Genomic DNA, 12,743 nt, shown 5'->3' with positions numbered 1-12,743 from the left:
AACCTGCCCACTGGAGGATCTGGTCTTAACTGTCCTTATAAAGGCCATTGTCACTTACTCCCTAATCCCTAAGCTTAGTTAAATTATGGCTATTTTAAGGACAGTTGGCAATAGAAAAAGGCCATATTTCACAAATTTATTGTCACTACCCTTTTTCTTTTTTAGGCCTCCTTTCTGGACAAAATGCCTGGTAAACCGTATTATTGTATTTCACAGGATGCCATTTGCTGTTGAACCTCGGTTACTAAGGACGCCTTTCATGGTGAGTGGAACTACACCATCAAACCAAATCATGCCTGAACTTGATCATGTTATTTTGTGACAGGCCCTTAGTCTTTGCCAGGGCAAGATGCATAATCCCGGCCATGACCAGAGCAGCAAAGATGAGCCACAACCAAAGGCCGCTGACCCTGACCGGTCCCACATCAAAGGAGGACCAGACAACTTTGAAGGAGAGGGGAGACCATCCCCACACCTCCCCGACGGAGTGCCTGATTACTAAGCCCAAACCTATTGTCGCTACCATTAGATGGATTATGGTGGCGCCACGCCTGGCCAGTGGTTGGAAGACTCCTTTGTAGCACAAAGAACCGAGCACCCCTGATGCCAGAAAAGCAGCAACGAAGGCAAAGGGGAAACCTAAACCAAGCTGCTCTGCCACAAAATAGCCCATATAGGTGCCCAGAGTCATAAATTCGGCGTGAGCAAAGTTAGGAAAATGGGAAAGACGATAGGTCAAAGTAAGCCCTACGGCTGAAATGAGGTAGAGGCTTCCCGTGACCCCTGAATTAAATAGCACCTGCGCCCAGTTAACCATTAGAGTACTCCAGACACCCTCTCATCTTATTTCCGTATGTCGGAGGATTTTATAGCCACAAAATTCACACACATCTCTTTTTGCATTGTGAAACAACGTCGTCAAATAAACGCGCTTAATTATAGTTTTTTCACACTGGGGGCACAAGGGGCTATTTACTTCATGCCCGGCAGCATTACCAACATAGAATTCATTTCTGCATCCGGAGCAATCTTTGTTACCATTTCTAAAACTTCTGCCGAAGTAGGGCGCTAGAGGATGTCTCGGCCAACGATCACGGTCCTCCTCACAGTAAGCTATACAAGCTATGGCGCTCCTCAGGAGCATGGCTCGAAGATACGTCTCCTCACTTCTCACTGGAGTTTGAATTCCAGCTAGAGACAGTAAGGTCCCTTTAAAATGTCCTTGACACGAACATATGTTCGTGCTAAGGTTAGACTTGTTACAGCAAACATATGTTCGAAGATAGGGAATAGGAGAATATGGACTACGGAAATAGTATATCCTACAGTCGTGTGTATCTCGTTTCTCTTTTAGTCTTCTTCCTGGCGGTGATGGCTCTGGCTATTTTCGCCATTGCTTCCAGTTGGCAGAATCTGTTTCTGGAGCGAGATGATATAGCCTATATCGATCTTCAGGAACAAGTCTTTGAAATAGAGGGAGATTCCCTTGTTTCTCGTAAGAGTTTGAACCTCGAGTTGGAGCGTTAACATTAAAATTATCTAGGTCAGCAAGCCTTAAATTCCTGACCAGCTTAGTTCAAGTCAAAAATGAGGGTTTCGCGGCTACTGCGATCGTCCCATAATCGTTGGGCACCGGTTTTAATAACAATTGAAGCGCTCACTTATGTCCATTGACCAGGACTTTTGTCTTGCCTACTCTAGATGTTCAAAAATTCCCACCGAGGTTGGGACAGTCACGGCTAGTCAAGTTATTGCCTTAAAGGGTTTGCTCAGTTATACTCTTGTAAATTGAAGATAAGATATGTTGTTGGTATCTGATGATTGTTCAAATAAAAAAACTTGATCCATCTCTTCCTACTCCTCAGTATGCCCATCTTTGGGATGCTGGACTGGATCTCTATAGTCGCATAGAGACAGAGATAGGGCCAGGAGAGAGAGCCCTTATTCCTACGGGGATAGCTATTTCCCTTCCGCCTGAGTATGCAGGCTTTGTCCAGCCTCGTTCGGGGTTGGCCATAAAGGAGGGTATAGGAGTCCTCAATTCGCCCGGTTTGATCGATGCTGGATATCGGGGAGAGATATCGGTGATCCTGATCAACCTGGATAAAGAAAGAAGTTTCAAAATACGGAAAGGGGATAAGATCTGTCAGTTGGTCATCCAGCAAGTTATTCAGGCAGAGATCAAAGTGGTGGACGAACTGGATGCTACAGAGAGAGGAGAAGGAGGCTTTGGGAGTACCGGAGTCTAAAGTCCCCGAGACGGAAAGGCCATACACCGTAACAGCTTCGAATGGTCTTTTGATCCAGCAGATATTACCCAAAAGGAGGAGCTCTTGCAACCCATGGCTAAAGTCCCATCTTCTATGATGACCCAACACCCTGATTGCGCCTCCCGCTACATCGCTATCCAGGAGGAAGTGGAAGAAGCTGTATTTTCTCTGACTCCTCAGCCTCTTGGCCTGGGTATCGAAGAAGCGATGGTTGACTTCGAGGGTAAGCTGACTCCCTACCACCAGACCGGACAAATTGTCCTGCGTCTTCTGGAAAGAGGAATTTATCCTGGTGTAGATGTCAATATTACCCCCAGAATATCAAACGCTACGGAGGAAACTGTTTTCAAGCAACTCATGGCTCTTATGTCGGTCATTGAGGCTAATTACGATGTCTCCCAGGTCTCCAGGGTTCCTGCCATAACTGAGGTCATTCATCCTATGAGCAAAACCCCCCAGGAGATGGTGGCTGTACGTCGAAGGATTGCTGATGTCATAGCTCTGGGAGAGAAGGAATTTGGCCTCATGGGGGATCCTAATACAGTACAACTTATTCCTCTGGTGGAGGAGGTTCCCAGCCTTCTTAGTTTCGCCGACCTCTTTACCTCCTATATGAGGATCTGTCAGGAAGAAAGATATCGAGTAGATCGTATACGCTATATGGTGGGGCGTTCCGATTCGGCTCTCGTCTATGGACACATTCCCTCAGTTCTGGCTAATAAAATTGCTATCGCCGAGGGTCATAGGATTGGAGAGTTCTACGGTCTGGAGGCCCTGCCTATTTTAGGTGGTGGAGCTCTTCCTTTTCGAGGTCATGTGACGGAGGAAAATGTCGTCAACCTGTTGGAGGACTTCCGAGGGGCAAGAACTGTCACCATCCAGTCAGCCCTCAGATATGACCATGGTTATGAGAAAACGCGCCTGCTGGTCAATTTCTTCAGACAGAAGTTGCCCCAGGCCAGGCCTCTCTCTTACACGCCTGAGGAGAGAAAATATCTGATAAATGTCATAGCCATATTCTTCCTCCAGTACCTCAAGACCTTCAGTAAAATTTTTCTCCTGATTGGCCGGGTGTCGGATCTGATACCCAAGCAACGAGACCGGCTGGTCCGTAAAGGCCCTTCTGGCTATGCTCGCGCCACAGCCGATCCTCAAGGACTGGCAGAGTTGGTCCCTCATGATGGACTTAAAGATTTTTTGGAGATGGTGAGGGTAGACCCTTACAAAGAGCTCCCCAGGGCCATTAGTTTTACCGGAGCCTTATACAGCCTGGGTATACCACCGGAGTTTATTGGTACGGGCCGAGGTTTGCGAGAGTTGAGAAGAATCTTTGGCCAGAATGCGGTCCAGGAACTTTTAGGCTACTATCCGGGTCTTATCTCAGATTTGACTTTTGCAGCCAGATTTGTGGACCTGCAAAACGCCAGCCATTTTTTTAGAGAGGAGGTTATAGAGGAGCTGCAAGAAGACGTAAAGATCACCGCAGAGACCCTCCAATTAAAAATAGGCCCAACCACGGAAACGGACTCCCTCTATCGTACCCTTATGCGGTCTATTCAGCCCTTCCTCTCCGCTACTCTGGAATCAAATGCGGAGAGACTCCCTGTGGTAGAGGATGGATTCAGCTTTGTGACTGAATGCATTATCAAGATGGGAAAGATCAGGGGGAGTCTGGGGTAATGGAAGCCCCCAAGCACATTGAGCACGAGATGCAAAGAGAAGTGATGGACTTTGTTACATAATGTTACAAAGTTTCAGGACCCTCTGCGGAGCATCATCCAGATAGCAAATTATGTAAAAACAACGATGCCAGACAGACCTGACTAAGATGGCCGAACAGCCTGCTGTGCTCATTTTTGAACTCTCTATTAATAGCTACTGCCAGAGAACATAATTCCTTAGAAAATCTCTTAGAAAACAGAACCATCTTAGAGAAAAGCACAGAGTAACATGCAGTTTGTGCGCTTGCTGAGAAGAAGTACTTTTTAAGAATAAGTACTTTTACACAGAGTGAGGCAACTAACTCTAAACAACTGGCCAGTTTCCATTATGACACAAAAATCGAAGGTTGTCTCAGCCTCACAGGATCTTATTTCCGTCGCTGGTTTCTTCAAGCTCTGGTAAAGGACGGTTTTAGTAAAATTTCTGTGAACAGACTTCAGATCAATTGGTACCCGCATAGCTTATCCAGAGAGTTACTTCCGATAATCTACATTATGTTAACTAACTTTCGTAGAGAGGGGTTACTGAGGTGGGATCAAAACATATCCGGCCATCATGAAGTGTTTGTCGAAGGCAAAGAATCGGTCTCCCCAATGTGCTCATTTATACTTCAATAGGAGACTATCAAAATCCTTTTTATAAAAAAGCTTGCATCTGACGTCGGGGTATAACTCCCTCATCAGTCTAAGCTTTTGATTCTTTTTGGTGACCAGCCTCTGGTTCATGGTGGTCAGCTCGATGTAGAGATCAAATTCCGGAAGATAAAAGTCAGGAGTGAACCACCTGGTCACTTTCCCCTGCTCATCCCACTCGATAGCAAAACTCTTGGGCTCATACTCCCACTCAATGCGATAGAAGTCCAAAATCTTGGCGAATTCTGCTTCGCTCTTATGAGCAAAGGAGACGACATCTTCCTTTGTTCTCTTTCTACGTTTTATGGATTGTTTCTGAATTGTCTTGTGATTCGGATCTTGTCTCCGAGCTGATAGCTTTTCTGACATTAGGTCTGTCCTGAAATCTCTGAACCTGATCGGCCACTTTTGGTCATCGCAGCTCCCCCATCAAGACGTTCTATATCTCCCTCCAACTCTTCCAGCACTTTTCCCACAGCAACGCCAAACACACCCTGTCCTCTCTGGAGAGTATCGACAATCTCTTCCGGAGAGTAGCAGGCGTAAATGGTGTTGCCGTCGGAAAGGAGTGTTACATTATGGAGGGAGGAGTGAAGACTTTCCAAAAAGCTCTTGGTCTTCCTTATTTTCTGAAGACTGACCCCTGCATCGAGAAGTCTCTTCACTATCTTTAACTGGAGGACGTCCTTAAAACTGTAAAGTCTCTGGGAACCACATCCCTCTGCCGCCCGGATGCTGGGGACAATAAACCTGGTACGGGCATAATAATCCAACTGTTTATAGGTCAACCCGACAATTCGACATACCTGAGTAGACCTGTATCCCCTCTCTTTACCTTGCTGGCCAGAGATTACTTGCATGTAATTACTCCATTGGGAATTACTTAGAGGTAATTACCTGGAAGTAATTATAAGTCTTTAGAGAACTTTTGTCAATATTTTGGGGGAAAAATATTTTGGGGGAAAAAGATGCAAAAAGTAGAAGCTGTAAGCTGGATAGCAGAATTACAGGCGGTTTCTGGGAAATATCATTTATTGAAGTCTTCTGGCTCCACCGAGTTCAGGAAGTCTCGGAATTTCTGAACCTCTTCCTCCAGAGACTGGATAACGATGCTGGCTGCTTCCAGAACAGTCTCAGATACAAAAATAGGGGTTTTCTCTCTTACAGCAATGGCTATAGCATCACTGGGCCGGGAACTAATTTGATACTTCCGACCCCGATGCTCCAAAAGAATAGTGGCATAGAAAGTATTGTCGATCAGGCCGTCCACCACGATCTTGTGCGCAACAATACCCATTTTCTTGAAAATAGAGCTAATCAGATCATGAGTCATGGGTCTCGGTGTCTTTACTCCAGCCATTTCCAGGGCTATGGCTGTGGCCTCAAAGACGCCGATCCATATGGGGAGATAGCGGTTCCCTTTTTCTTCCCTGAGCAGAACTATGGGTTTTTGCGAGGAAAGCTCTATTCTCACACCTTCTAAATGCATCAGTTTGACGTCATCCTGGTTCCCGTTCATAATTGTCTCTACCAGCCATCCCTTTAGATTTTATCCAGTATATCTACGAATTTCTCATCCTTTATTACATAGATATCAGGCAGATTTCGGTACTTCTGCTGAAAGTCCAGACCGTAACCTACTACGTATTTATCCAGAATGTCGAAACCTTTATATTTTATCTTTATGTCTGCTATTCTTCGAACCGACTTATCCAACAATGTGCAAACTTCCAGAGTTGCAGGCTCTCGAGCCTTGAGGTTACGCAGTAAATACCTCAGAGTTAAGCCTGTATCAATGATATCTTCTACGATAAGAACATCTTTACCCTCAATGTTATCCACTAAATCTTTGGTTATGCGAACTACCCCCGAACTGCCTTCAGAGATACCGTAGCTGGAAATATCCATGAAGTCAATGGCCAGAGGGAGCTTTATTTCTCTTATGAGATCAGCCAGAAAGACCACCCCTCCCCGCAAAACATTGACCAGGATAAGGTCCTTCCCCTGATAGTCTCTGGTAATTTCCTCACCCAGGCTGGCCACTCGCTGGCGAATTTCCTCTGCCGAGATCAACATAGGTCCTAGTATAGTGTCCATAGCCTCCCAGCACCTCGCTTAGTCGCCCAGACTGGTGGCAGCCAGATTTTCTTCAGAGGGCACAAAGCAGACCCAAATCTGACCTCTATTAAACTTGACCGGAGCGCCATCCTGGTCCAGATAGGCGAAGGGGTCGTCCACCCCTTCTCGCCTCCACGTACCGGATATCCCCTTTCCATCCAGAAAGTAAAAGGCCTGGCCCTCGCCGGTTGTTCTAACCGCCACGTGGCCTGGTTCACCTCCGACATTAACTATGTCGGTGATCTGGACAATCACGTTCTTAACTCTTATCTGCTCCCCGGTTTCCCTATCCACATGGGGATTTCCAGCCACGTATTTGAGGTAATCATTGCCTTCCAGGTTGTAGACAAACTTGGCCTCGAAGGATGGCTGGGAGAAGTTGACCACTATGGTATCTGGTTCTCCGCTTCCCTCCTCAGGAGCATCTTCCTTAAACAGGAAGGGTGACCTGCCTCCCGAAAGGGAGTATCCTTTGTTCTCAGCAAACGCCCTGAGCTTGTTGGCATTCATGTAAGCATTGTTGGGGGCAGATCTACTCTGATCCCTCCAATGAGGAGCCCCGGTTCTGATGGCATCAATATCCGGGATCTCCAAATAGTCTATAACCTTGACGGCCTGCTCGGAGCCTCCAAAGCTGGCAAAAAGAGCATCAAAGGAGTGCGCTATTTCTACATAATAGGGTCGGGCACTTCTTACCGGTCCAATAATCTCAGGGTTGATGTTGGGACCATAGATGACTACATACCGGGTAACCCCCCCTTCACTCACTATCTCATATACGACACTGGCTTTAGTTAGCCCTGATTGAGGTCTGGCGACCGGGAGATTTTCCACGATTATGGCCAAAGGTCTCAAGTTCGAGATGTCCTGATCCACTTCCTTACCATCGTAAGGACTGTATGGCCCACCTGGAACTTCCTCTTGCTCCTGAGAGATCTCCTCAGTGGTAACTGGGCTAACGGCAGTTGTCTCCTCTTCTGCAGGTGAAGCAGGGGTCTCACTTTTTTTGCAAGATGAGACCAGCATCAGAACCAGAAACAAGGCTAGCAGTAAAATTACTCCGAAACCAGTGACTATCACTTTCCCCTTTCTTACCATTCTCATTAACTCCTTTTTCTCAGTTGTGCTCGAATCTCCAGAAGAGCGCCCCGGCGCCACGTTTTCGAGCCGTTGTTGGCGTCCCTGTAAAAAGGGCCAAATTTAAGTATTTGGCCCCATCCTGCGAATCTAAATCGGAGGGCAAATTGATTCAAAATTTGGTTTTTGCAGTTCTGCCATTATTTCCTTACCAGTTTTTTGGGGCCTCATTGTGGCCCACTGGCTTTTTGTAGTAAGCCAATGACCTCCTGGTCACTGGTCTGTCCAAAATTCTGATAGAACTGCCCCACTGCCGCGAAATAGGGAGACGTTGCCAGCACCACCATATCATCAATCAAAGGCTTAATCTCTGCTATTGAGTCAGGAGATCCTACTGGCACAGCCACCACCAGCAAGGCCGGGTTTTTCTTTTTCACAGAAAGAATAGCAGCCTTGATCGTCGAACCAGTGGCAATACCGTCATCCACAATAATGGCTGTCTTTCCCACAATCTGAGGCTCAGAGAGATTTTTCCGATACATTTTCATCCGTCTTTCGATCTCTTCTATTTCTCCTTTCTTCGCTTCCTCCAAATAAGAAGATGATATCCCTAAACTTTTGACCACTTTTTGATCTAAGACCATAGAACCATCTTGCGCAACTGCTCCGATGGCATACTCCGGATTATGGGGAGCCCCTATCTTTCTGGGCACAATAATATCAAGAGGACAACCGAGTTCTTTGGCTACCTGGTACCCCACCACTACTCCGCCTCGGGGAATAGCCAGGACAATGGGCTGAGCTTTATACCTTTTTTTGCTGAGAGTCTGACCTAATTTCCTCCCAGCTTCGTATCTATCCTTAAACATAAGATGCCCCGGCGTCCATCCGAATATTATACCTGAAGATGTTGGAAGAGGAATAGGTGCGACTGTCCCAACATCAGTGGGAATTTCTGACCATTTACGGTAAGCATGACCAAAGTCCTGGTCAATGGATATAAATAGGCGCTCCAATTGTTACTCAATCCCACACCCAGCGATTATGGAACGATCATAGGTACATTCCTTTCATGTGCTATCGGGGGCACATTATTTCCTCCAGGAAACACTTCCTGGCCAGGCAATTAATACCCGCTCAGCGCCAATCTAAGCAGCCTCAAAATGGATAGAAGGAGCAGAAGAGCAAAAGCGGCCAGAACCGCATAATCGGGGTAACTGAGGCTGGCACTTCTTTGCTCCGGAGTAGCTTTTCCCCTCTCCGCCTGTTGAGTCTCAGAGATTTGCTCCGGGCTGACCAGATCCTCCTGGCCCAGCAGGTCGTCTCCCATCCAAAGAGAGATCTCCCCGATTTTCTCTCCCCTACTCAAGGGGTCAGAGATGTCCTGCATAAGCATATAGCGGGCCGTCACAGTAACCTTTTTATCTTTAGGCAAAAGTACCCCCAGATCCTCTTGAGGGGCTACTTTGACTGGAGCAGTTCCATCAGATGTCTGAAACACGAAAGTGGCAACTTCTTGATCGATGATCTTCTTCCTTTCAAAGTTGTTGAAACCGTAGTTCAAAACCGCCAGAGCATCTTCACCCCGAAGATCCTGGTTCTCGCTCTCCAGGATGATGGATATGAGGTTTTTCCCATCCTTTGTGCCCGAGGCTGCCAGGCACCACCCAGCTTTTTCTGTGTAGCCTGTTTTGACACCGGTAATGAAAGCATTATCTTTAAGAAGAGGATTGAGATTCTCTATCTCTCTGTCCTCATGGCCGGCCCAAGAAATAGTCCACTTATCTGTGGCTACAATTCCGGCAAAAGTCCCATTCTGCATAGCATATCTGGCAATCACGGCCAGATCGTAAGCTGTGGAAAGATGTTTCTCAGCATCAAGGCCAGTAACATTGACGAAATTGGTCTGAGAAGCTCCGATCTCTCTGGCTTTTTGGTTCATCAACTGAACAAAACGGTCCTCGCTCCCCGCTACATGCTCCGCCAAAGCCACAGCGGCGTCGTTAGCAGAGCGTAGCAAGATGGCATAAAGGAGGTCCTCCACACTCAGGACTTCTCCGGCTAAAAGCCATATCTCTGACTTGCCCACAGCAGCCGCCTCTTCCGAAATAGTAACCGGATCCTTCAGGTCGCTCTTCTCCAATACCACTATGGCGGTCATCATCTTGGTCAGACTGGCAGGAGCACGAGCCTCCTTCGAATTCTTGGACCACAGGACCTGTGCTGTATCGGCATCGATAAGTACGGCCGAGCCGGCTGAAATTTCGGGCTCGGACGGCGAAAAGGTTTCCCCCAAGGCCAGAGACGGGACAACAATAGGGAGGAGAAAAGTTACCAGGAAGAGGAAGACCAGCGGTTTTCGAAAAAAAATGAGCATACTCATCATTAGTTCGCATACATTACTTTGGCTAAAATCTAAACAATAGAGGTTTCTGTTCCAGCAATTCTATCTCAGTAAGCTCCTTACCTTCTTCTCTAGAAGAAAGAACTGAAGCTTAAGAACTAGAGTCTTAAGATCATCCGCCTCCTGAGCCGCACTTTGCCGTTGCTCAGGATTGTTCGATCTTAGTTTGGGAAGGATGACACTCTCTATAAAAGCAGCCGATCTTTCCGTAAAATTTTCAAACATCTTGAGGTGTCTGGGATAAATTCCATATGAGGAGAACTGGCTTACTGTCTTCACTATTTGAAGGTCGAACCCATCGAAAAAAGCACCCTCCTCTCCTTTAGAAGAACTTATAAGCCCAAAAGACTCCATCTCCAGAACCTGCTCCTGGTCAAGCTCGCTGATACCGACAAGTTGTTCTAAAGAAAGGGGACCCAGATCTTTGGAGCGATCCAGTAACTCATCGAAAGAGATCTGAGCAATATCACCCGGGGCGACCACCTCGGTGAGATCAGGGCCCTTCTTTTTGAGGCTGATTTTCTCTTTGATAACTTCCAGAGGTAGGTAGTTGTCTCTTTGTAATTTGAGGACAGTGTCCAGTTGCTTCAGATCCTTTTGGGTGAACTTTCGGTACCCTCCCGCGGTCCGATCGGGAGTAAGAAGACCTCTCCTATGAAGGTAGCGGATCTTGCTGATGGATAGGTCGCTGTATTTTTCCTTGAGTAAGTTGGCTACCTCACCGATGGTATAGTAGCTTTTACCTCTACCCAAAATTAGCTTCCCTGGTCTCCCTGGCTCTCGTCTTTGTGAATATAGATCAACCGATACCGGCCAATCTGCAGCTCATCTTTATCTTTAAGGATAGCTTCCTCTACTCTTTCTCTATTGACGTAAGTACCGTTGAGACTTCCCAGGTCCCTGATCAAAAAACCACGATCAGTTTTTTTCAATATAGCATGTTTTCTGGAAACGGTAATATCATCCAGGAAAATATCACTATCAGTGTTTCTTCCTATAGATATTTCGCTAGCAACAAGAGGGTACCTGCTCCCCTTGTTTGGCCCTTTAAGCACTAATAATATAGGATACTCTTCTTCTGAGACCAGCTCAACCACCTGTTGTTCGGTAGTCGCGCCTTCCTCCTCCTCCATCTCTGGCGGTTCGATGAATCCCGTCTTGTCAGCCGTAGAAACAGAGGAACTCATATCCGCTCCACAGAAGCTGCAATATATACCGTTGTCTTTGTTCTCTTGATTACAATTGGGGCAAATCACTTTCTTCCCGATCCACTCTAGTCTACCATCTTAAAGCATTTTTCTCTGAAGGCCTTGGTTGGTTCCTCTTCCACTGCTTTTTCTCCTGAACTGCCAGCCACTCTAGACCTCAGACCTCCTCATTTATATCTGGTTCAAGCAGCGGAGGAGAAGGGTGAGCCAGGATCCGAGTAAGATCCTCGATGTCCAGATCTTCAGCAATTGCTTCCCCTCTTTCCAGCTTTTGCTTCAGTCTCCTGACCAACTCCTCTTTCAGTATATCGATGCGGCCATGAATAAGGCGCCGCTGGTAGGAAAGCTTCCGTTCATCAGCATAGAGACTCTTTAACATCTCCTTGAGTTCCTCGTCAGTCTTTTCACCGAGAACTTCCCCAAATTTAAACCCTCGTTTGTTACCCGACTCATCCTTGTGATCCCTCATGTGTACTGTCCTCTTCGTCTCCATATACTGATCTTTCCTTTCGGTCTGATTATATCCCAAACGAGTTAATAAAACAAAAGATACCATAAGGATTGCCGAAAACTGACTGAATCTGTTTCGGGCCGCTTTTTCTGACAAATCTTCATGGCGGCTTCTGGATAGTCTATGTGCTATAATTTCTCTATAACTCAAGGAAAGGATCTCAGTCAGTGATCAGAAAGGCCCGAGTAGAGGACTCCAGGAAGATCCAGGAAATGATTAATTTTTATGCCTCCAAGGGTCTAATGCTGCCCAGATCTTTAAGCTCCATTTACGAACATATTCGGGACTTCTTTGTTTATGCCATTGATGATGGCATTGTTGCCTGTGCGGCCCTGCATGTCTGCTGGGAAGATCTGGCCGAGATCCGCGCCCTGGCAGTACAGGAAGGCTGTGATAGCAAAGGTATTGGAAGTCGACTTGTCCGAAGTTGCCTGGAGGAAGCCCAGCAACTTTCCATCTCCAAGATCTTTTGCCTTACCTACATCCCCCAATTTTTCGAGAAATTTGGTTTCCGAATCATCGACAAAAACGAGCTGCCCAAAAAGATCTGGGGAGATTGCATCAATTGTATTAAATTTCCAGATTGTGAAGAAGAAGCCATGATAATCGAGCTGGACAAAGCCTCAAAGTAAGGAGAGCCCCTCCTCTCCCCTATCCCCAGCATAATATAAAGAGCGTATTACTGCATCATCTAAAGACTACTACTGGCTTAAGGATAAATAATTCACCACCGACGTGCCGCATAACTTAACCCTACAGCGTCATTTACCTGAATACATACAATATGTTGTGGTTCAATTA

General features: G+C 46.6%; 15 protein-coding genes. 4 read left to right on the top strand and 11 right to left on the bottom strand.

The features are described from left to right. Positions 1 to 280: 280 nt before the first annotated feature. Positions 281 to 817: a branched-chain amino acid ABC transporter permease gene (locus HW443_RS06280; RefSeq protein WP_176235445.1), complete on the bottom strand. Its 537-nt coding sequence runs from the start codon at positions 815 to 817 to the stop codon at positions 281 to 283. Positions 818 to 1,299: 482 nt separating this feature from the next. Between HW443_RS06280 and HW443_RS06275 the strand changes: the two genes are divergently transcribed. From HW443_RS06275 to ppcA, 3 genes are all read left to right on the top strand, one after another. Further along, positions 1,300 to 1,527, top strand: coding sequence for a hypothetical protein (locus tag HW443_RS06275; protein WP_176231078.1), 228 nt, complete (start codon positions 1,300 to 1,302; stop codon positions 1,525 to 1,527). Positions 1,528 to 1,817: 290 nt separating this feature from the next. Beyond that, the gene (dut, locus tag HW443_RS06270) at positions 1,818 to 2,249 is read left to right on the top strand and encodes a dUTP diphosphatase (protein WP_176231079.1); all 432 of its coding nucleotides are present in this window, start codon (positions 1,818 to 1,820) and stop codon (positions 2,247 to 2,249) included. A 93-nt stretch (positions 2,250 to 2,342) separates the two neighbouring features. After that, positions 2,343 to 3,950, top strand: a complete 1,608-nt coding sequence (ppcA, locus tag HW443_RS06265) for a phosphoenolpyruvate carboxylase (RefSeq protein WP_176231080.1) — start codon at positions 2,343 to 2,345, stop codon at positions 3,948 to 3,950. A gap of 641 nt (positions 3,951 to 4,591) precedes the next feature. Here the strand turns inward: ppcA and HW443_RS06260 are convergent. The 10 genes from HW443_RS06260 to HW443_RS06215 form a co-directional block, all read right to left on the bottom strand. Then, positions 4,592 to 4,993 (bottom strand): PDDEXK family nuclease, encoded by a 402-nt coding sequence (locus tag HW443_RS06260; protein ID WP_176231081.1) that lies wholly within the window; start codon positions 4,991 to 4,993, stop codon positions 4,592 to 4,594. After that, positions 4,993 to 5,484, bottom strand: coding sequence for a MerR family transcriptional regulator (locus HW443_RS06255; RefSeq protein ID WP_176231082.1), 492 nt, complete (start codon positions 5,482 to 5,484; stop codon positions 4,993 to 4,995). Before HW443_RS06255 ends, HW443_RS06260 begins: the two co-directional genes overlap by 1 nt. Positions 5,485 to 5,651: 167 nt before the next feature. Next, the gene (locus HW443_RS06250) at positions 5,652 to 6,143 is read right to left on the bottom strand and encodes a bifunctional nuclease family protein (RefSeq protein ID WP_176231083.1); all 492 of its coding nucleotides are present in this window, start codon (positions 6,141 to 6,143) and stop codon (positions 5,652 to 5,654) included. 23 nt (positions 6,144 to 6,166) lie between these two features. Then, on the bottom strand, positions 6,167 to 6,721 hold the full coding sequence (gene hpt / locus HW443_RS06245) for a hypoxanthine phosphoribosyltransferase (protein ID WP_176231084.1): 555 nt from the start codon (positions 6,719 to 6,721) through the stop codon (positions 6,167 to 6,169). A gap of 18 nt (positions 6,722 to 6,739) precedes the next feature. Continuing rightward, a complete protein-coding gene (locus HW443_RS06240) occupies positions 6,740 to 7,846 on the bottom strand; it encodes a DUF3048 domain-containing protein (protein WP_176237992.1) in 1,107 nt (368 codons plus the stop codon). 200 nt (positions 7,847 to 8,046) lie between these two features. Continuing rightward, on the bottom strand, positions 8,047 to 8,835 hold the full coding sequence (locus HW443_RS06235; protein WP_176231086.1) for a phosphoribosyltransferase: 789 nt from the start codon (positions 8,833 to 8,835) through the stop codon (positions 8,047 to 8,049). A 110-nt stretch (positions 8,836 to 8,945) separates the two neighbouring features. After that, the gene (locus HW443_RS06230) at positions 8,946 to 10,196 is read right to left on the bottom strand and encodes a D-alanyl-D-alanine carboxypeptidase family protein (RefSeq protein ID WP_176231087.1); all 1,251 of its coding nucleotides are present in this window, start codon (positions 10,194 to 10,196) and stop codon (positions 8,946 to 8,948) included. Positions 10,197 to 10,265: 69 nt separating this feature from the next. Beyond that, complete coding sequence (ftsR, locus tag HW443_RS06225; protein WP_176231088.1) at positions 10,266 to 10,976, bottom strand: transcriptional regulator FtsR; 711 nt, start codon at positions 10,974 to 10,976, stop codon at positions 10,266 to 10,268. Between the two features lie 2 nt (positions 10,977 to 10,978). Continuing rightward, entirely contained in the window at positions 10,979 to 11,410 is a 432-nt protein-coding gene (locus HW443_RS06220) for an FHA domain-containing protein (protein ID WP_176235446.1), read from the bottom strand. 178 nt (positions 11,411 to 11,588) lie between these two features. Next, a complete protein-coding gene (locus tag HW443_RS06215) occupies positions 11,589 to 11,900 on the bottom strand; it encodes an RsiG family protein (protein WP_176231091.1) in 312 nt (103 codons plus the stop codon). Positions 11,901 to 12,109: 209 nt separating this feature from the next. Between HW443_RS06215 and HW443_RS06210 the strand changes: the two genes are divergently transcribed. Then, the gene (locus HW443_RS06210; RefSeq protein WP_176231092.1) at positions 12,110 to 12,574 is read left to right on the top strand and encodes an N-acetyltransferase; all 465 of its coding nucleotides are present in this window, start codon (positions 12,110 to 12,112) and stop codon (positions 12,572 to 12,574) included. Positions 12,575 to 12,743: the final 169 nt, after the last annotated feature.

Origin of the sequence: Candidatus Hakubella thermalkaliphila, assembly GCF_013281975.1 — a bacterium.
Classification (GTDB): domain Bacteria; phylum Actinomycetota; class Humimicrobiia; order Hakubellales; family Hakubellaceae; genus Hakubella; species Hakubella thermalkaliphila.
The sequence above is the reverse complement of the archived record's forward strand: the minus strand, read 5'-3'. Positions and strand labels throughout refer to the sequence as shown.

Excerpts from the sequence above, each read along its gene's own strand:
- HW443_RS06280 (WP_176235445.1), bottom strand. The coding sequence starts at position 817 with ATGGTTAACTGGGCGCAGGTGCTATTTAATTCAGGGGTCACGGGAAGC.
- HW443_RS06275 (WP_176231078.1), top strand. The coding sequence starts at position 1,300 with ATGGACTACGGAAATAGTATATCCTACAGTCGTGTGTATCTCGTTTCT.
- dut (WP_176231079.1), top strand. The coding sequence starts at position 1,818 with ATGATTGTTCAAATAAAAAAACTTGATCCATCTCTTCCTACTCCTCAG.
- ppcA (WP_176231080.1), top strand. The coding sequence starts at position 2,343 with ATGGCTAAAGTCCCATCTTCTATGATGACCCAACACCCTGATTGCGCC.
- HW443_RS06260 (WP_176231081.1), bottom strand. The coding sequence starts at position 4,993 with ATGTCAGAAAAGCTATCAGCTCGGAGACAAGATCCGAATCACAAGACA.
- HW443_RS06255 (WP_176231082.1), bottom strand. The coding sequence starts at position 5,484 with ATGCAAGTAATCTCTGGCCAGCAAGGTAAAGAGAGGGGATACAGGTCT.
- HW443_RS06250 (WP_176231083.1), bottom strand. The coding sequence starts at position 6,143 with ATGAACGGGAACCAGGATGACGTCAAACTGATGCATTTAGAAGGTGTG.
- hpt (WP_176231084.1), bottom strand. The coding sequence starts at position 6,721 with ATGGACACTATACTAGGACCTATGTTGATCTCGGCAGAGGAAATTCGC.
- HW443_RS06240 (WP_176237992.1), bottom strand. The coding sequence starts at position 7,846 with ATGAGAATGGTAAGAAAGGGGAAAGTGATAGTCACTGGTTTCGGAGTA.
- HW443_RS06230 (WP_176231087.1), bottom strand. The coding sequence starts at position 10,196 with ATGCTCATTTTTTTTCGAAAACCGCTGGTCTTCCTCTTCCTGGTAACT.
- HW443_RS06220 (WP_176235446.1), bottom strand. The coding sequence starts at position 11,410 with ATGAGTTCCTCTGTTTCTACGGCTGACAAGACGGGATTCATCGAACCG.
- HW443_RS06215 (WP_176231091.1), bottom strand. The coding sequence starts at position 11,900 with ATGAGGGATCACAAGGATGAGTCGGGTAACAAACGAGGGTTTAAATTT.